Source organism: Mycolicibacterium chlorophenolicum (assembly GCF_001044235.1).
In the GTDB taxonomy this organism is placed as follows: domain Bacteria; phylum Actinomycetota; class Actinomycetes; order Mycobacteriales; family Mycobacteriaceae; genus Mycobacterium; species Mycobacterium chlorophenolicum.
In genome coordinates this window covers 234,466-252,211 of record NZ_JYNL01000064.1, presented here as the reverse complement: position 1 = coordinate 252,211, position 17,746 = coordinate 234,466, and the positions used below count along the sequence as shown (strand labels likewise).

Annotated in this window: 15 protein-coding genes; 13 read left to right on the top strand and 2 right to left on the bottom strand. The window is 69.7% G+C overall.

What is annotated here, in order from left to right:
* Positions 1-32 precede the first annotated feature (32 nt).
* From MCHLDSM_RS23470 to MCHLDSM_RS23460, 3 genes are read left to right on the top strand one after another with little or no spacing between them, the layout of a single operon-like run.
* Positions 33-803, top strand: a complete 771-nt coding sequence (locus MCHLDSM_RS23470; RefSeq protein WP_048472235.1) for a lysophospholipid acyltransferase family protein — start codon at positions 33-35, stop codon at positions 801-803.
* A gap of 3 nt (positions 804-806) precedes the next feature.
* A complete protein-coding gene (locus MCHLDSM_RS23465; RefSeq protein WP_048472234.1) occupies positions 807-1,550 on the top strand; it encodes a lysophospholipid acyltransferase family protein in 744 nt (247 codons plus the stop codon).
* Positions 1,547-2,359: a Cof-type HAD-IIB family hydrolase gene (locus MCHLDSM_RS23460; RefSeq protein WP_048472233.1), complete on the top strand. Its 813-nt coding sequence runs from the start codon at positions 1,547-1,549 to the stop codon at positions 2,357-2,359. Before MCHLDSM_RS23465 ends, MCHLDSM_RS23460 begins: the two co-directional genes overlap by 4 nt.
* 6 nt (positions 2,360-2,365) lie before the next feature.
* Here the strand turns inward: MCHLDSM_RS23460 and MCHLDSM_RS23455 are convergent, their stop codons facing one another.
* Entirely contained in the window at positions 2,366-3,991 is a 1,626-nt protein-coding gene (locus MCHLDSM_RS23455; protein ID WP_048472232.1) for an N-acetylmuramoyl-L-alanine amidase, read from the bottom strand.
* Positions 3,992-4,107: 116 nt separating this feature from the next.
* Positions 4,108-5,073: an exported repetitive protein Erp gene (locus tag MCHLDSM_RS23450; RefSeq protein WP_048472231.1), complete on the bottom strand. Its 966-nt coding sequence runs from the start codon at positions 5,071-5,073 to the stop codon at positions 4,108-4,110.
* A gap of 179 nt (positions 5,074-5,252) precedes the next feature.
* On the opposite strand from MCHLDSM_RS23450, the gene glf reads away from it, so the two are divergent.
* From glf to fadD32, 10 genes are all read left to right on the top strand, one after another.
* Complete coding sequence (glf, locus tag MCHLDSM_RS23445; RefSeq protein WP_048472230.1) at positions 5,253-6,476, top strand: UDP-galactopyranose mutase; 1,224 nt, start codon at positions 5,253-5,255, stop codon at positions 6,474-6,476.
* Position 6,477: 1 nt separating this feature from the next.
* On the top strand, positions 6,478-8,409 hold the full coding sequence (locus tag MCHLDSM_RS23440) for a glycosyltransferase (protein ID WP_048472229.1): 1,932 nt from the start codon (positions 6,478-6,480) through the stop codon (positions 8,407-8,409).
* Positions 8,402-8,929, top strand: coding sequence for a phosphatase PAP2 family protein (locus MCHLDSM_RS23435; protein WP_048472228.1), 528 nt, complete (start codon positions 8,402-8,404; stop codon positions 8,927-8,929). Before MCHLDSM_RS23440 ends, MCHLDSM_RS23435 begins: the two co-directional genes overlap by 8 nt.
* Positions 8,926-9,864, top strand: a complete 939-nt coding sequence (locus tag MCHLDSM_RS23430) for a decaprenyl-phosphate phosphoribosyltransferase (RefSeq protein ID WP_048421601.1) — start codon at positions 8,926-8,928, stop codon at positions 9,862-9,864. The genes MCHLDSM_RS23435 and MCHLDSM_RS23430 overlap by 4 nt, the downstream gene beginning before the upstream one ends.
* The gene (zomB, locus tag MCHLDSM_RS23425) at positions 9,842-11,848 is read left to right on the top strand and encodes a terminal beta-(1->2)-arabinofuranosyltransferase (RefSeq protein WP_082169048.1); all 2,007 of its coding nucleotides are present in this window, start codon (positions 9,842-9,844) and stop codon (positions 11,846-11,848) included. The genes MCHLDSM_RS23430 and zomB overlap by 23 nt, the downstream gene beginning before the upstream one ends.
* A gap of 219 nt (positions 11,849-12,067) precedes the next feature.
* Positions 12,068-13,105, top strand: a complete 1,038-nt coding sequence (locus tag MCHLDSM_RS23420) for an esterase family protein (protein ID WP_048472227.1) — start codon at positions 12,068-12,070, stop codon at positions 13,103-13,105.
* A 134-nt stretch (positions 13,106-13,239) separates the two neighbouring features.
* On the top strand, positions 13,240-14,124 hold the full coding sequence (locus MCHLDSM_RS23415; RefSeq protein WP_048472226.1) for an esterase family protein: 885 nt from the start codon (positions 13,240-13,242) through the stop codon (positions 14,122-14,124).
* An 82-nt stretch (positions 14,125-14,206) separates the two neighbouring features.
* Positions 14,207-14,644: a DUF732 domain-containing protein gene (locus tag MCHLDSM_RS23410; protein WP_231507983.1), complete on the top strand. Its 438-nt coding sequence runs from the start codon at positions 14,207-14,209 to the stop codon at positions 14,642-14,644.
* A 15-nt stretch (positions 14,645-14,659) separates the two neighbouring features.
* The gene (culp6, locus tag MCHLDSM_RS23405; protein ID WP_048472225.1) at positions 14,660-15,670 is read left to right on the top strand and encodes a carboxylesterase Culp6; all 1,011 of its coding nucleotides are present in this window, start codon (positions 14,660-14,662) and stop codon (positions 15,668-15,670) included.
* 148 nt (positions 15,671-15,818) lie between these two features.
* Positions 15,819-17,708: a long-chain-fatty-acid--AMP ligase FadD32 gene (gene fadD32, locus MCHLDSM_RS23400; protein ID WP_048472224.1), complete on the top strand. Its 1,890-nt coding sequence runs from the start codon at positions 15,819-15,821 to the stop codon at positions 17,706-17,708.
* Positions 17,709-17,746 lie beyond the last annotated feature (38 nt).

The following is a 17,746-nucleotide window of genomic DNA, read 5'->3' as shown; positions in this document are numbered from 1 at the left end:
TGGCCACCCCCTCACGCACTACGCTTGCGGCTGTGGAACCGGTATACGGCACAGTCATCCAGCTCGCCCGCCTGGTCTGGCGCGCGCAGGGCCTGAGATTCACCGTCACCGGCGTCGAGAACCTGCCGCGCACCGGCGGCGCGGTCATCGCGATCAACCACACCAGCTACTTCGACTTCACCTTCGCCGGGCTGCCGGCCTACCAACAGCACCTGGGCCGCAAGGTCCGGTTCATGGCCAAGAAAGAGGTCTTCGACCACAAGGTCACCGGCCCGATCATGCGCAGCCTGCGGCACATCGAGGTGGACCGCGACAGCGGGGCCGCGTCATTCGCCGAGGCGGTCCGGATGCTGAAAGAGGGCGAGTTCGTCGGCGTCTATCCCGAGGCCACGATCAGCCGCAGCTTCGAGATCAAGGACTTCAAGTCGGGCGCGGCCCGGATGGCGATCGCCGCCGACGTGCCGATCGTTCCGCACATCGTGTGGGGCGCCCAGCGGATCTGGACCAAGGGTCACCCGAAGAAGATGTGGCGGCCCAAGGTGCCGATCTCCATCGCCGTCGGTGCGCCGATCGAGCCCACGCTGCCCGCCGCGGAGCTGACCGCGCTGCTGCACTCACGCATGCAGCATCTGCTCGCCGAGGTGCAGGACGCCTACGGGCCGTATCCGCCGGGTGAGTTCTGGGTGCCGCATCGTCTCGGCGGTGGCGCGCCGACGCTGGCCGAGGCAAACCGGATGGATGCCGACGAGGCGGCCGCCAAGGCCGCCCGCCGCGCCGGACCGTCCACTGAGGCGCCGGGGTAAGCCGTGGAACCGGTCTTCCGCTCGCTCGAGATCGTGGCGATGCTGGCGGTACGGGCCACCGGAACGACGATCACCTTTCACGGGCTCGAGCATCTGCCCACCTCCGGAGGCGCTGTCATCGCGATCAACCACACCGGCTATGTCGACTGGTTGCCGGCGGCGCTGGCCGCCATGCACCGGAAGCGGCGCATGCGTTTCATGATCAAGGCCGAGATGAACGAGGTGAAGACCGTCGCCTATCTGATCAAGCACACCAAGACAATTCCGGTGGACCGCAGGGCCGGAGCCGGCGCGTACGCCCGCGCCGTCGAGGCGCTGCGCGACGGCGAGATCGTCGGTGTCTACCCGGAGGCCACCATCAGCCGCAGCTTCGAGCTCAAGGAGTTCAAGACGGGTGCGGCGCGGATGGCGCTGGAGGCCGACGTGCCCATCGTCCCGCTGATCGTCTGGGGCGCTCAGCGCATCTGGACCAAGGATCAGCCCAAGGCGTTGGGCCGCAAGAAGATTCCGGTCACCGTCGCGGTCGGGGCGCCGATCCCGCCACGCGGCACCGTCGACGAGTTGAGCCACGCGATGCGGGAGGCGATGACGAGCGTGCTGTACGAGACCCAGCAGGGCTATCCGCAACCGCCGGGAGCGCCGTGGCTGCCGCGGCGGCTGGGCGGCACCGCGCCCACGCCGGCGCAGGCCCGGCTGCTCGACGAGGCCGAGCTCGCCGAGCGGGCGCGCAGACGGGGCGAGTCATGACACCGGAACTCGTCGCGACCGACGTCGACGGAACGCTGCTCGACGACGACGAGACCGTCAGCCCGCGCACCCGCGCGGCGGTGCACGCCGTCGTCGACTCCGGCGCCCGGTTCGTCCTCGCCACCGGCCGGCCACCGCGCTGGGTGACCCCGGTCGTCGACCAGCTCGGCTTCGCCCCGATGGCGGTGTGCGCCAACGGCGCGGTCATCTACGACCCCGCGGTCGACCGCATCGTCAGCGCCCGCACGCTGTCGATCGAAGCCCTCGGGGAGCTCGCCGAGATCGCCGGGCGGGTGATCCCGGGCGCGGGTCTCGCGGTGGAGCGGGTGGGCGCCAGCGCGCACGACGCCGCCACCCCGCAGTTCGTCAGTTCCCCGGGCTACGAGCACGCCTGGCTGAATCCGGACAACACCGAGGTGTCGGTCGAGGACCTGCTCAGCGCACCCGCGGTTAAGCTGCTGATCCGCAAGGCCGGCGCGCGCAGTGCGGACATGGCCGCCGCCCTGGCCGCGCACGTCGGCCTCGCGGGGGACATCACCTATTCGACGAACAACGGGCTGATCGAGATCGTGCCGCTCGGCGTGAGCAAGGCCACCGGCATCGAGGAACTGATCCGGCCGCTGGAGATCGACGTGGCCCAGGTGGTGACGTTCGGGGACATGCCCAACGACGTGCCGATGCTCGCCTGGGCGGGACTGGGCGTGGCGATGGGCAACGCGCATCCGGAGGCGGTGGCCGCGGCCGACGAGGTGACGGCGACCAATGCCGAGGACGGCGTGGCCCGCGTCCTCGAGCGGTGGTGGGGCTAGGGGCGCTCAGGCCGGGTTGATCGGCGGGGTGAAGCGTTCGAGCTGAACCGGAGCGGGGCCGTCGGTCTGGTGCGGCAGTTCCACGGGGACACCGTCGACCACCCGGGTGACCGTGCCCTTCTCGCGGTCGAAGTTGAGCGTGCCGTGCTGGAAGTTCTGCACGATCCACAGTGGCTCGGCGATCTCGGAGCTGGTCGGCAGTCCGAGCGCACCGCGCTCGAATCCCAGTGCGCCCCAGGCCTTGTACAGCTCACCGGTGACGGGTTCGGCGCCGCTCTCCGGAGACCAGTACACCGCACCGCGTTCGAACGTGACGTACCGCGCCGAGCCCGCGCCCGATGCCTCGGGCGAGGTGGGCTTGCCCAGATAGCTGTTCATCCCGCCCAGCGAGTCCCATTTGGCGAAGATCGCACCGCCGCGCAGCTGTTCGGCGAGCTGCTCGGGCCCGGGCGGATCGTTGAATCGCGCTGCGATGTCGCGGATCTGGTCCATCACCGCGTAGGCCGCGTTGCCAGGGCACTCGGTGTTGCCGACGTCGCGGTGGGTGAAGATCGTCGGCAGGGTGGGCGACGAGCCGAACGGGAACTTCGTGAACGACCCGCCTTCGGACGGCAGCACCACCGTGCCGCGGGGGTCGACGCCGGCCTGACCCAGTACCCAGCCGAGAAGTCTTGCGGTGGTGCGCAGTTGGATCGGGGTCGGGGGGACGTCGGTGAAGTTACCGAGCATCGCCACCCCCCACGTGTTGTGGTTGAACCCGCCGGTGTGGGAGCCCTCGACGGGCCGGGTCATCCCGCCGGCCCGGCCCTCGAACACCTGGCCGTACTTGTCCACCAGGGCGTTGTACGCGATGTCGCACCAGCCCAGCGTGCGGGTGTGGTACTCGTAGATCGACCGGACGATCCCCGCCGAATCCTGCGGCGTGTAGTCGTTGCTGCCCGCGGAGTGGTGCACAACGGCGGCCTGGATCCTGGTGTCGTAGCGCGGTTCTCCGCAGCGCATCGATTCGTCGGCGCCCCACTCGGCGCGGTTGATGATGTGCGGTGGCTGGCCCGGCGGGGTGGCCGCGTTGGGCAGCGGAGCGAGGTCGGCCGGCGTCTCCGGCGGGCTGATCAGCACGGCGTTGATGTTCTCGCCGAAGGGCTGTTCGACGGTGGCGGGCATGTAGCCCAGCGCGGGCCGTGTCCCGGGTGCCGGGGTGGAGGGCCCGGTGGTCGGGGCGTCGGGAGGCCGGGTGACCGCGATCTGCACGGTGGTGGTGCGTCCGACGAAGAGCGGCTCGGTGCCGCGCGGAGCACTGTTACCGGTGGGGCCGACGCCCTCGAGCGTCTCGGCGTCGTACCACGGACCCCACGAGCCGTCGGGCTTCTTCGCCCGCACCCGCGCGGTGGTACCGGTCAGATCACCGGAGGTCAGCGCGACCATCGAGAACGGGGTGTCCTGGTGGATCTCCCGGATGGTCTCACCGCCGCCGAGCGCGGCGAGCGGCTGCGACACGACCTGCGGCGCGGCGATGGCGGGCGACGGACCGGGGCCCGGCGCGACGGCGATGCCGCGCACGAGCAGCGCCATCAGCAACACCGTCCCCGCGAGCGCGGCGATCAGCGTCGACCTCCGGCGACGACACAGCACGGACTGATGTTACGTATGCGTCAGGTGTTACTGGTGTTCCGACACGCGCGGAACGCGCGCCGACGGCACCGCACAGCGCTGGGCGTCTGCGGTGCCGTCGTCGTGGGTGGATTGGGTCAGGCGCCGGATTCCACCGCCGCTTCGGCGGCGCCGAGGCCGGCTTGCACCGGAGCCGCAGCGGCGCCCGCGGCGTCGGCCGCCGCAGCAGGTGCGGCGGCGGCTGCCGCGGCAGGCGGCTTGACCGCCGACATGATCGCGGGCATCAGCACACCCTTTAGCAGGTCGATGGCCTCACCGGCGCCCAGTGAGTTGGCCGCACTGGTCAGATCGCCGAGCAGTCCGCCGCTGCTGGACGCCACCGGCTGGGTGGCGGCGAGCGACGGATCGCCGAGGATCGGGTAGGCGCCCAGCGCGGGATCCAGGCCGACCGGCGCCGAGATCGGCACCTCACCGGCGGCCGGCAGCCCGGCCGTCGAGATCGGCGCGGCACCCAGGACCGGGTCGGTCAGCGCGGCCGGCGTGCTGAGGCCCGGCGTGGTGAGGCTCGGGGTGGTCAGGCCGGGCGTGGTGAGGCTCGGGGTGGTCAGGCTCGGGGTGGTCAGGCCGGGCGTGGTGAGGCTGGGTGTGGTCAGCCCGGGCGTGGTGAGGCTCGGCGTGGTCAGGCCGGGGGCCGTCAGCGCCGGGTCGGTGAGCGACGGGGTCGCGCCGACGGGGCTGGTCAGCGCGGGGTTGGCCAGGCCGGGGTCGGTCAGCGACGGCGTGCCCAGACCGGTGCCGCCCAGGCCGGTGGCACCCAGGCCGGGGGACAGGGTGGTCGGCGACGACGCGCCGGTCCCGGTGAGCAGGCCGGTCGGCAACGGCGGCAGATTGATCCCGAACTGCGAAAGACCCTGCGACAGGGCGTTGATCAGTTCGCCGGGGAGGTCGGTGATGGTGGCGGCCTGCCGGAACTCGCGGTGCTGCGGCTCCTGGGACGGGCCGGTCAGCTGGGAGGCGGCGACAACTGCAACGGGACCCGCGACGGCCAGAGCGGCGACTGTGCTCAGGGCTGTCGAGAGCCGGCGGCGACGTCGGTTCGGCACGGAAGTCTCCTCAATACATGGACTACAGGCGGTAGAGCGCGGATATAGGTCGTACGCGTTTGATGGTACTGATGTGACTGGTGAGACTAGAGTGACGATATGGAATCGTGAGCTAATCGCGACCTGCGCCGCTGCGCCAACTCGGGGTCGGCACCTGCCGTCGGATACCCTTGCTGCCGATGTTCTCCTCTGATTCCCGCCCGTCGACCGGTCCTTTCGACCTCTACGTCGTCGGCTCCGGGTTCTTCGGTCTGACGATCGCCGAACGGGTGGCCACCCAGCTGAACAAGCGGGTGCTGGTCCTCGAGCGGCGCTCACACCTGGGCGGCAACGCCTACTCCGAACCGGAACCGCAGACCGGCATAGAGGTGCACCGCTACGGCGCGCACCTGTTCCACACCAGCAACCAGCGGGTGTGGGACTACGTGCGGCAGTTCACCGAGTTCACCGGCTACCAGCACCGCGTCTTCGCACTGCACAACGGCCAGGCCTATCAGTTCCCGATGGGGTTGGGCCTGGTCAGCCAGTTCTTCGGGCGGTACTTCACCCCCGACGAGGCGCGCGCGCTGATCGCCGACCAGTCGGCCGAAATCGACACCGCCGAGGCTCAGAACCTCGAGGAGAAGGCGATCTCGCTGATCGGCCGCCCGCTCTACGAGGCGTTCGTCAAGGACTACACGGCCAAGCAGTGGCAGACCGATCCCAAGGAGCTGCCCGCCTCGACCATCAGCCGGCTGCCGGTCCGCTACACCTTCGACAACCGCTACTTCAACGACACCTACGAGGGCCTGCCCGTCGACGGGTACACCGCGTGGCTGCAGAACATGGCCGCCGACGAGCGCATCGAGGTGCGTCTGGACACCGACTGGTTCGACGTCCGCGACGAACTGCGGGCGGCCAACCCCGATGCGCCGGTGGTCTACACCGGCCCGCTGGACCGCTACTTCGACTACGCCGAGGGCCGGCTGGGCTGGCGCACGCTGGACTTCGAACTCGAGGTCCTGCCGACGGGAGACTTCCAGGGCACGCCCGTCATGAACTACAACGACGCCGATGTGCCGTTCACCCGCATCCACGAGTTCCGGCATTTCCACCCGGAGCGGTCCTATCCGGACGACAAGACCGTCATCATGCGGGAGTACTCCCGCTTCGCCGCCGACGACGACGAGCCGTACTACCCGATCAACACCGAGTCCGACCGCGCCCTGCTGGCGACCTACCGGACGCGCGCCAGGGCCGAGACGGCCGCGGCGAAGGTGCTGTTCGGCGGCCGGCTCGGCACCTACCAGTACCTCGACATGCACATGGCGATCGCCAGCGCGCTGAACATGTACGACAACACGCTGGCTCCGCACCTTAGCGACGGTGCGCCGCTGGTCGACCCCGACACAGAAAGCAATTGATATGAGTGACATCCCGTCCGGCGCGCTCGAGGCCGGGCAGTCACAGGCGGTGAGCCCCCTGGCCCGCATCATCCTGCCGCGGCCGGGTGAACCGCTCGACGTCCGCCAGCTCTACATCTCCGAATCCGAGACCAACGCCCGGCGCGCCCACGCCCCCACCCGCACCACGCTGGAGATCGGCGCGGAGTCGGAGGTGTCGTTCGCGACCTACTTCAACGCGTTCCCGGCCAGCTACTGGCGGCGCTGGTCGATCCTGGAGAGCGTCGTGCTGCGGGTGGAGCTCACCGGCAGCGCCCGCGTCGACGTCTACCGCTCCAAGGCCACCGGCGCCCGGATCACCGTCGGCGGGGCACCGATCGCCAGCACCGGCGACGAGCCGGCCGTGCTGGAGTTCGAGGTCGACCTGACCCCGTTCGAGGACGGCGGCTGGATCTGGTTCGACATCACCACCGACGCCCGTTCGACGCTGCACCACGCCGGCTGGTACGCCCCGATCCCCGCCCCGGGACGCGCCAACGTCGCCGTGGGGATCCCGACGTTCAACCGGCCCTCGGACTGCGTCAACGCACTGGCCGCCCTGACCTCCGACCCGTTGGTCGACGAGGTGATCAGCGCGGTGATCGTCTCCGACCAGGGCACCCAGAAGGCCAAGGACCATCCGGGCTTCGACGCCGCCGCCGCGGCGCTGGGCAACCGGCTCTCGGTGCACGACCAGCCGAACCTCGGCGGCTCCGGCGGCTACAGCCGGGTGATGTACGAGGCGCTGAAGAACACCGACTGCGAACAGATCCTGTTCATGGACGACGACATCCGCATCGAGCCGGACTCGATCCTGCGGGCCCTGGCGATGAACCGCTTCGCCAAGGTGCCCACGCTCGTCGGCGGCCAGATGCTCAACCTGCAGGAGCCGAGCCATCTTCACGTGATGGGCGAGATGGTCGACTCGGAGAACTTCATGTGGACCGGGGCGGTCAACACCGAGTACGACCACAACTTCGCCAAGTACCCGCTCAACGACGAGGACGAGTACCGCAGCCGGCTGCTGCACCGCCGCATCGACGTCGACTACAACGGCTGGTGGATGTGCATGATCCCGCGGCAGGTGGCCGAGGAGCTCGGTCAGCCGCTGCCGCTGTTCATCAAGTGGGACGACGCCGACTACGGTCTGCGGGCCGGCGAGCACGGCTATCCCACGGTGACGTTGCCGGGCGCGGCGATCTGGCACATGGCCTGGAGCGACAAGGACGACGCGATCGACTGGCAGGCGTACTTCCACCTGCGCAACCGACTGATCGTGGCGGCGCTGCACTGGGACGGCAACGTCAAGGGACTGCTTCGCAGCCACCTCAAGGCCACCCTGAAACACCTTCTCTGCCTTGAGTATTCGACGGTCGCGATCCAGAACAAGGCGATGGACGACTTCCTCGCCGGGCCCGAGAACCTGTTCTCGATCCTGGAGTCGTCGCTGCCCGACGTGCGCGCGATGCGCGCGCAGTACCCCGACGCCGTCGTGCTGCCCAGCGCCACCACGCTGCCGACGCCGTCGGACAAGCGCTGGCGCAAGAAGGTGGAGATCCCCACCAACCCGCTGTCCATCTCGCTGCGCCTGGGCCGCGGCGTCGTGCATCAGCTCAAGGCGCACGATCCCGAGCACCACCGCCGCCCGCAGGTCAACGTCGCGACCCAGGACGCCCGCTGGTTCTCGCTGTGCAACGTCGACGGTGTCACGGTGACCACCGCCGACGGACGCGGCGTGGTCTACCGCCAGCGTGACCGCGACAAGATGTTCGAGCTGCTGCGCGAGTCGCTGAAGCGCCAGGCGCTGCTCGCCCGCAAGTTCAACCGGATGCGCAAGACGTACCGCGCCGCGCTGCCGATGCTGACGAGCACGCAGAAGTGGGAGACCGTCTTGCTCGAGAGTTCCCATGCCTGACACGCCGCGCGGCGAGGACGCCGTGTTGGTGTCCGTGCAGTCGGCGGTGGCCGACCGGCCCGGCGTGCTGCCGCTGGCCCGCGCGCTGTCGCACTTCGGCGAGCACAGTCTGGGCTGGCTCGCCGTCGCCGCGCTCGGAGCCTGGCTGGCGCCGGCCCGGCGCCGCGAGTACCTGACCGCCGGGGTGGGCGCGTTCGCCGCCCACGCCGCCGCGGTGATCATCAAACGGATGGTGCGCCGCGAACGCCCGCACCATCCGGCCATCGCGGTCAACGTCGGCACCCCGAGCCGGCTGAGCTTCCCGTCGGCGCACGCGACGTCCACCACCGCGGCGGCCGTGCTGCTGGCCCGGCCCACCGGGCTGCCGCTGCCGGCGCTGCTGGTGCCCCCGATGGCGTTGTCGCGCATGGTGCTCGGTGTGCACTACCCCAGCGACGTGCTCACCGGGGTGGCCGTCGGGGCGATCGTTGCCAACGTGGTCGGCAGGGTGGCCGACGGGGTCGAAGGAGCGACACGATGAGCGCATCCCAGGTGGGTCAGCAGACGGGCTCGTCGTCGGCCGGGCCGCCCAAGAGCCTTCCCGCCGGTCTCGTCAAGGCGCTGCGCCCGCGTCAGTGGGTCAAGAACGTCCTGGTGTTCGCGGCGCCGCTGGCCGCCCTCGGCGACGACCGCTACGCCTACGACTACCGCGACGTCCTCATCCGGGTGTCGATCGCGTTCGTCGTGTTCAGCTTGGCGGCGTCGTCGGTGTACCTGGTCAACGACGCCCGCGACGTGGAGGCCGACCGGGCACATCCCACCAAGCGCTTCCGGCCGATCGCCGCCGGGGTGGTGCCCGAGTGGCTGGCCTACACGCTGGCCGTGGTGCTCGGCGTTGCGTCCCTGGCGATCTCGTGGATGGTCACCCCGAACCTGGCGCTGGTGATGGCGGTCTACATCGGCATCCAGCTGGCCTACTGCTTCGGCCTCAAGCACCAGGCCGTCATCGACATCTGCATCGTGTCGTCGGGCTTCCTGATCCGGGCGATCGCCGGTGGCGTCGCCGCCAATGTGCCGCTGTCGCAATGGTTCCTGTTGATGATGGCGTTCGGCTCGCTGTTCATGGCGGCCGGCAAGCGCTACGCCGAACTGCAACTGGCCGAACGGACCGGCGCCAAGATCCGCAAATCCCTGGAGAGCTACACCAGCTCGTACCTGCGCTTCGTGTGGACGCTCTCGGCGACCGCGCTGGTGCTCTGCTACGGGCTGTGGGCCTTCGAACGCGACGCCATGGGCGACACCTCCTGGTTCGTGGTGTCGATGGTGCCGTTCGTGATCGCGATCCTGCGCTACGCGGTCGACGTCGACGGCGGCCTCGCCGGCGAGCCCGAGGAGATCGCGTTGAAGGACCGGGTGCTGCAGCTGCTCGCGGTGGCGTGGATCGGAACCGTCGGTGCCGCAATCTTCCTCAGCTGACCGGCTGAGCCGCCCGTTCACGGAGGCGGCGGCCACCCGGCTGAACCGGTGGCCCGCCTTCCCGTATCACGTGTGGGTGCGGATCAGCCTGTGGGTGAGCGTGGTGACGGTGGCCGCGCTGTTCGGCTGGGGCGCCTGGCAGCGCCGCTGGATCGCCGACGACGGCCTGATCGTGCTCCGCACGGTGCGAAACCTGTTGGCGGGCAACGGCCCGGTGTTCAACGCCGGCGAGCGGGTGGAGGCGAACACCTCGACGGTGTGGTCCTACCTGGTCACCCTCGGCGGATTCGTGGCGGGCTCGGCCCGGCTCGAGTACGTCGCGCTGGTGCTCGCGCTGACCCTCAGCGTGCTCGGTGTGGTGCTGGTGATGTTCGGCACCGCCCGGCTGTACGCCCCCGGCCTGACCGGGCGGCGCGCGGTCTTCCTGCCCGCGGGCGCCCTGGTCTACATCGCGATCCCGCCGGCGCGCGACTTCGCCACCTCCGGCCTCGAAAACGGTTTGGTGCTGGCCTATCTGGGCCTGCTGTGGTGGATGATGGTGTGCTGGTCGCAGGGCCTGCGCCGGCCCGACGGCGAACGCACCTCACGCGGATTCGACGCGGCGCTGGCGGTGGTCGCCGGGATGTCGGTGCTGGTGCGCCCCGAGCTCGCGCTGATCGGCGGCCTCGCGTTGGTGATGATGCTCGTCGCGGCGCCCACATGGCGCCGGCGGCTGGCGCTCGTCGTCGTGGGCGGCCTGATCCCGGTGGCCTACCAGATCTTCCGGATGGGCTACTACGGGCTGCTGGTGCCCGGCACCGCGCTGGCCAAGGACGCGTCCGGCGCCAAGTGGGACCAGGGTCTGGTCTATCTCGCCAACTTCAATCAGCCGTACCTGCTGTGGGCGCCCGCGGTCCTGCTGATCGGGCTCGGCCTGATGGTGCTGTTGCTGCGCGGGCGACCCTCCTGGGGCGACCGGGGCGCCCGGAAGGAGTCCGGCTGGATCGCCCGCACGGTGCAGAGCCCGCCCGCGGTCGTGGCGTTCATGCTGATCTCCGGTCTGCTGCAGGCGGTGTACTGGATCCGGCAGGGCGGCGATTTCATGCACGGCCGGGTGTTGCTGACCCCGCTGTTCTGCCTGCTGGCCCCGGTGGCGGTGATCCCGCTGATGCTGCCGGACCGGTCCCGGATGGCGCGCGGCGCCGGGTACCTCTACGCCGGGGCCACCGCGGTGCTGTGGCTGGCCGTGGCGGGATGGGCGCTGTGGGCGGCCAATTCGCCGGGGATGGGCGCCGACGCCACCCGCGTCACCTACAGCGGCATCGTCGACGAGCGCCGGTTCTACTCCCAGGCGACCGGTCACGCGCACCCGTTGACCGCGGCCGACTATCTGGACTATCCGCGGATGCGGGCGGTGCTCACCGCCATCGAGAACACCCCTGACGGGGCGTTGCTGCTGCCGTCGGGCGACTACGACCGGTGGGACGTGGTGCCGGCGCTGCCTCCGCCGCCGGACGTGCGCGCCGCTGCCGTCGGCGGGTACGTCGGCCCGCACACGGTGTTCTTCACCAACCTCGGCATGCTCGGCATGAACGTCGGGCTGGACGTGCGGGTGATCGATCAGATCGGGCTGGCGAACCCGCTGGCCGCGCACACCGCGCGGCTCACCGACGGCCGGATCGGTCACGACAAGAACCTGTTCCCCGACTGGGCGGTGGCCGAGGGGCCGTTCCTCAAGGAACCGCCGTGGATTCCGCAGTATCTGGACGAGGACTGGATCCGGCAGGCCGAGGCCGCGCTGAAGTGTCCCGAGACCGACAAGGTGCTCGACGCGATCCGCGCGCCGATGAGTGTCCGGCGCTTTCTGTCGAACGTGATGCACGCCGCGGAGTACACCCGCTACCGCATCGACAGGGTGCCGCTGTACGAGCTTGCGCGGTGCGGCCTTCCGGTCCCCGAGTCGGTCGATCCGCCGTACACCGGGCTGCCCCCGACGGGGCCGTGACTGATCGGAATCTGTACCGGATTTGGCCAGGCGGAGGGTTTTCTGCTTTCGTAACGTAGCGGACACGTCCGTCGGATAAGGCATGTGACGGGGACCGCGGGCGAGGCTCGCGGCGAGAAGAGATGACCACAAAGGTGTGGTTGACTACACGGGCACGATGCCGGGTCGGGGATCGGCGGCTCGTTGCTGCTGTACGAAACAGATGGGACAGAAACAAGCATGAAGTTCGTTGCAAGGCTGCGCGCCAATGCGCGCCGGCTCACGATCGCGGCCCTGGTGGCCGCCGTGTTGCCGGCCGTGATCGGGGCCGTCGGCGGCTCCGCGACGGCGGGAGCTTTCTCCCGTCCGGGTCTGCCGGTGGAATACCTGATGGTGCCGTCGGCCGGTATGGGCCGCGACATCAAGGTCCAGTTCCAGAGCGGCGGGCCGAACGCGCCCGGCCTCTATCTGCTCGACGGCCTGCGTGCGCAGGACGACTTCAACGGCTGGGACATCAACACCCAGGCATTCGAGTGGTACCTGGACTCCGGTCTGGCCACGATCATGCCGGTGGGTGGCCAGTCCAGCTTCTACAGCGACTGGTACAAGCCGGCATGCGGCAAGGCCGGCTGCTCCACCTACAAGTGGGAGACCTTCCTCACCCAGGAGCTCCCCGCCTACCTCGCCGCCAACAAGGGTGTGAACCCCAACCGCAATGCGGCCGTCGGCCTGTCGATGGCGGGATCGGCCGCGCTGACGCTGGCGATCTACCACCCGCAGCAGTTCCAGTACGCCGGTTCGCTGTCGGGCTTCCTGAACCTCTCCGAGGGCTGGTGGCCGGCGCTGGTCAACATCTCCATGGGTGACGCCGGCGGCTACAAGGCCAACGACATGTGGGGCCCCACCGAGGACCCCAACAGCGCGTGGAAGCGCAACGACCCGCTGGTCAACATCGGCAAGCTCGTTGCCAACAACACCCGCATCTGGATCTACTGCGGCAACGGCAAGCCGTCGGAGCTGGGCGGCAACAACCTGCCCGCCAAGTTCCTCGAGGGCCTCACGATCCGCACCAACCGGACCTTCCAAGAGGAGTACCTCAAGGCCGGCGGCACCAACGGGGTCTTCAACTTCCCGTCCTCCGGTGCCCACGACTGGGGCTACTGGGGCCAGCAGCTCCAGCAGATGAAGCCCGACGTCCAGCGGGTGCTCGGCGCGGTGCCGCAGCCTTCGGCTCCGGCCGCCCCGGCGGACGCTCCGGCGCCCGCTCCGGCCGGCTGAGCCTGCGCCCAGCGAGACCGATTCTGACGGCGGTGACCCCCCACGGGTCACCGCCGTCAGTCGCTTGCGCCCCGCCGCGTCGGGGTGATGTGGTTCACTACGTTGCGGTCGGGCGATAGGAGAGGTGGGGGTCGATGCGTGCGCTGATCCGGACAATCATGGCGACGGTGCTGGCTGCGGCGGCAGTCTTCGCCGGAGGGGCGGGCACCGGCCACGCGCAGGGCGTCGAGATGCTGATGGTGCCCTCGGCGGCGATGGGTCGCGCGATCCCGGTCGCGTTCCAGGGCGGCGGCCCGCACGCGGTGGTGCTCCTCGACGCGTTCAACGGCGCGCCCGATGTCAGCAACTGGGTGACCGCCGGCAATGCGATGAACACCCTGGCCGGCAAGGGCATCTCGGTGGTCGCCCCGGCCGGTGGCGCGTGGAGCATGTACACCAACTGGGAGCAGGACGGCTCCAAGCAGTGGGAGACCTTCCTGGCTGACGAGCTGCCGAACTGGCTGGCCGCCAACAAGGGGCTGGCCCCCGGTGGGCACGGCATCGTCGGGGCTTCGATGGGCGGCACCGGCGCGCTGACGATGGCGACCTTCCATCCCGACCGCTACCGGTTCGCCGGCTCCCTGTCGGGCTTCCTGACCCCGTCCAACACCTACATGAACGGCGCCATCACCGCCGGGCTGGCACAGTTCGGCGGCGTGGACACCCGGAACATGTGGGGTCTGCCACAGCTGGGCCGCTGGAAGTGGCACGACCCGGACGTGCACGCACAGTTGCTGGTGGACAACAACACCCGGCTATGGGTCTTCAGCCCGTCGACCACGACGTGCACCGACGTGCCGGCGATGATCGGCTACTGCGACCAGGCCCAGGGCAGCAATCGCACCTTCTACCAGCACTACCGCTCGATCGGCGGCGGCAACGGCCACTTCGACTTCCCGACCTCGGGCAATCACGACTGGGGCACGTGGAGCGGGCAGTTGGCCGCCATGTCCGGCGAGCTGGTCACGACCATCCGGTAGGTCCCGGGCACCCGCTGTTGCCCCCGGTACCTTGGAGGACGTGCAACACGGGTCACGGTCCGCGCGAGCGGGAGCAGCAGGAGTGTGCCTGCTCGTCGCCTCGTCGGCGTGGCTGACCGGATGCTCGGCCGGCGACGACGTGATCTCGGGGATGAACTCCGAGATCGAGCCGGCGCCGACGCACGGACAGGCCGGGGCGCAGCCGCCCGGGCCCCCTGCGCCGGGCGGGCAGTCCAACGCGCTGATGGTGACGCCGCGCCAGCGTGCCTATCTCGACGCACTCCGCTCGGAAGGGGTGCGGCCCACCAGCGATCTGTCGGCGCTGAGCATCGGCTCCTACGTCTGCCAGGCGCGCGCGGCCAAGCAGCCCGATCAGGCGGTCTGGGAGTTCGTCGCGCCGCTGGTGCGCAACGACGCCAGCGATCCGCGCTCCGACGGCCACACGGGCAAGCCCTCGGCGAGTGAACTCCACGACGAGACCGCCGACTACATTCGCATCGCGACAGACCGACTCTGCTAGGAGCCTGAAGAATCCATGGCCAAGACCAATCGGCGGAAACGCCACCGCCTGCTGGCGCTGTTCGCCGCCGGGGCGGTCGGCCTCGTCGTCGTCCTGATCGTGGCGGTCGTCATCGTCGTGCTGCGCCGGCCCGAGAGCCCGCCGACGGCGGTTCCGCCCTCGGCCGTGCCGCCGACCGGGGCGCCGTCATCGCCGAGTAAGCCGCGTCCGGAGTTCCAGGACGCCAGCTGCCCGGACGTGCAGCTGATCTCGATCCCGGGCACCTGGGAGTCCTCGCCGGTGCTGGATCCGCTCAACCCGATGCAGTTCCCGGCGGCGCTGCTGCTCAACGTCACGAACCCGATCCGGGCCCAGTTCGGCACCGACCGCGTCGAGGTGTTCACGGTTCCCTACACCGCGCAGTTCCACAATCCGCTCTCGGCGGACACGCAGATGTCGTACAACGACAGCCGCGCGGAAGGCACCCGGGCCGCGGTGCAGGCGATGACCGACATGAACAACCGCTGCCCGCTGACCAGCTACGTGCTGGTCGGGTTCTCCCAGGGCGCGGTGATCGCCGGTGACATCGCCAGCGACATCGGCAACGGGCGCGGCCCCGTCGACCAGGACCTGGTGCTCGGGGTGACGCTGGTGGCCGACGGCCGCAGGCAGGACGGCGTCGGGCAGGACATCGGTCCCAACCCGGACGGTCAGGGCGCGGAGATCACGCTGCACGAGGTGCCGACGCTCTCGGCGCTGGGTCTGACGATGACAGGCCCGCGGCCGGGTGGTTTCGGGGCGCTCAACGACCGCACCAACGAGATCTGCGCGCGCGGTGACCTGATCTGCGCGGCGCCGACGTCGGCGTTCAACATCACCCAGCTGCCCAGGACGATCGAGGTGCTCAGCGGCGGCGCGGGCCAGCCGGTGCACGCGCTGTATGCCACCCCGCAGTTCTGGAACATCGACGGCCAACCGGCCACCGCGTGGACGCTGAACTGGGCGCAGGGCCTGATCGATAACGCTCCGCGTCCGAAACATGGCTGACACGTGACCGAGGGGATTTGGCCCGCGTGTGGCCGTCCCCTAACATTAAGGGAAATCTAAGAGCGTTCGACGCGGCTGAAGGGCGGGGAGCCGTTGCCCCGGTACGATCTTCGGGGCTTGGGATCTATCCCATGTGATTGGAGTTGAGATGGCCTTCCATAACCCGTTCATCAAGGACGGACTGATCAAGTTCCCCGACAACGGGAACCTGGTCAAGCACGTCGAACGATGGGCGAAGGTTCGTGGAGACAAGCTCGCCTACCGGTTCGTCGACTTCTCGACCGAACGCGACGGCGTCAACCGCGACCTGCACTGGGCCGACTTCGGTGCGCGCAACAAGGCCGTCGGCGCCCGCCTGCAGCAGGTGACCCAGCCCGGTGACCGGGTCGCGATCCTGTGCCCGCAGAACCTCGACTATCTCGTCGCCTTCTTCGGAACCCTGTACGCCGGCCGCATCGCGGTGCCCCTGTTCGATCCGAACGAGCCCGGCCATGTGGGCCGCCTGCACGCCGTGCTCGACGACTGCCACCCGACGGCGATCCTGACCACGACGGCGGCCGCCGAGGGCGTCCGCAAGTTCTTCCGCACCCGCCCGGCCAATCAGCGCCCGCGCGTGATCGCCGTCGACGCCGTGCCCGACGAGGTCGGCGCGACGTGGGAACCGGTCGAGGTCACGCACGACACGATCGCCTACCTGCAGTACACGTCGGGTTCGACCCGCATCCCGACCGGCGTGCAGATCACCCACCTCAATCTCGCCACCAACGTCGTGCAGGTGATCGAGGCGCTCGACGGCCAGGAGGGCGACCGCGGCGTCTCGTGGCTGCCGTTCTTCCACGACATGGGCCTCATCACGGTGCTGCTGTCCCCGATGCTCGGGCACTACATCACGTTCATGACGCCCGCCGCATTCGTCCGCCGCCCCGGCCGGTGGATCCGCGAGATGGCGCGCAAAGAGGGCGACACCGGTGGCACCATCTCGGTGGCGCCGAACTTCGCGTTCGACCACGCGGCGGCGCGCGGCGTGCCCAAGGACGGCGAAGAGCCGCTGGACATGTCCAACATCAAGTGCATCCTCAACGGCAGCGAGCCGATCTCGGCGGCCACGGTGAACCGGTTCAACGAGGCGTTCAGCCCGTTCGGGTTCAAGCCGCAGGCGATCAAGCCGTCCTACGGCCTGGCCGAGGCCACGCTGTTCGTGTCGACCACCCCGATGAACGCCGAGCCGCGGATCATCCACGTCGACCGCGACGAGCTCAACAGCCACCGCTTCGTCGAGGTGCCGGCGGATTCGCCCAAGGCGGTCGCACAGGCCGGCGCCGGCAAGATCGGCGTCGCGGAGTGGGCGGTCATCGTCGACGCCGACAGTGCCACCGAGCTGCCCGACGGTCAGATCGGTGAAGTGTGGATCAGCGGCCAGAACATGGGCACCGGCTACTGGGGCAAGCCCGACGAAACCGCCGCCACTTTCCACAACATCCTCAAGTCGCGCACCGAACCGTCGCACGCCGAAGGCGCCGCCGACGACGCCACCTGGGTCCGGACCGGCGACCTCGGCGCCTACCACGACGGTGAGCTGTTCATCACCGGCCGCACCAAGGACCTGGTGATCATCGACGGCCGCAACCACTACCCGCAGGACCTGGAGTACTCCGCCCAGGAGGCCACCAAGGCGCTGCGCACCGGGTTCGTCGCGGCGTTCTCCGTGCCGGCCAACCAGCTGCCCGACGAGGTGTTCGCCGACGCCCACTCCGGGCTCAAGCGGGACCCCAACGACACGTCCGAGCAGCTGGTGATCGTCGGCGAGCGGGCGCCCGGCGCGCACAAGCTCGAGATGGGACCGATCGCCGACGACATCCGCGCCGCGATCGCGGTGCGGCACGGCGTGACCGTGCGCGACGTGCTGCTCACGCCCGCCGGGGCCATCCCGCGGACGTCGAGCGGCAAGATCGGCCGCCGGGCCTGCCGGTCGGCGTATCTCGACGGCAGCCTGCGCAGCGGCAAGGTGGCCAACGCCTTCCCGGACGAGACGGACTGACGCTCAACTACAGCAACGGCAACGGCGGCCCGTGCGGG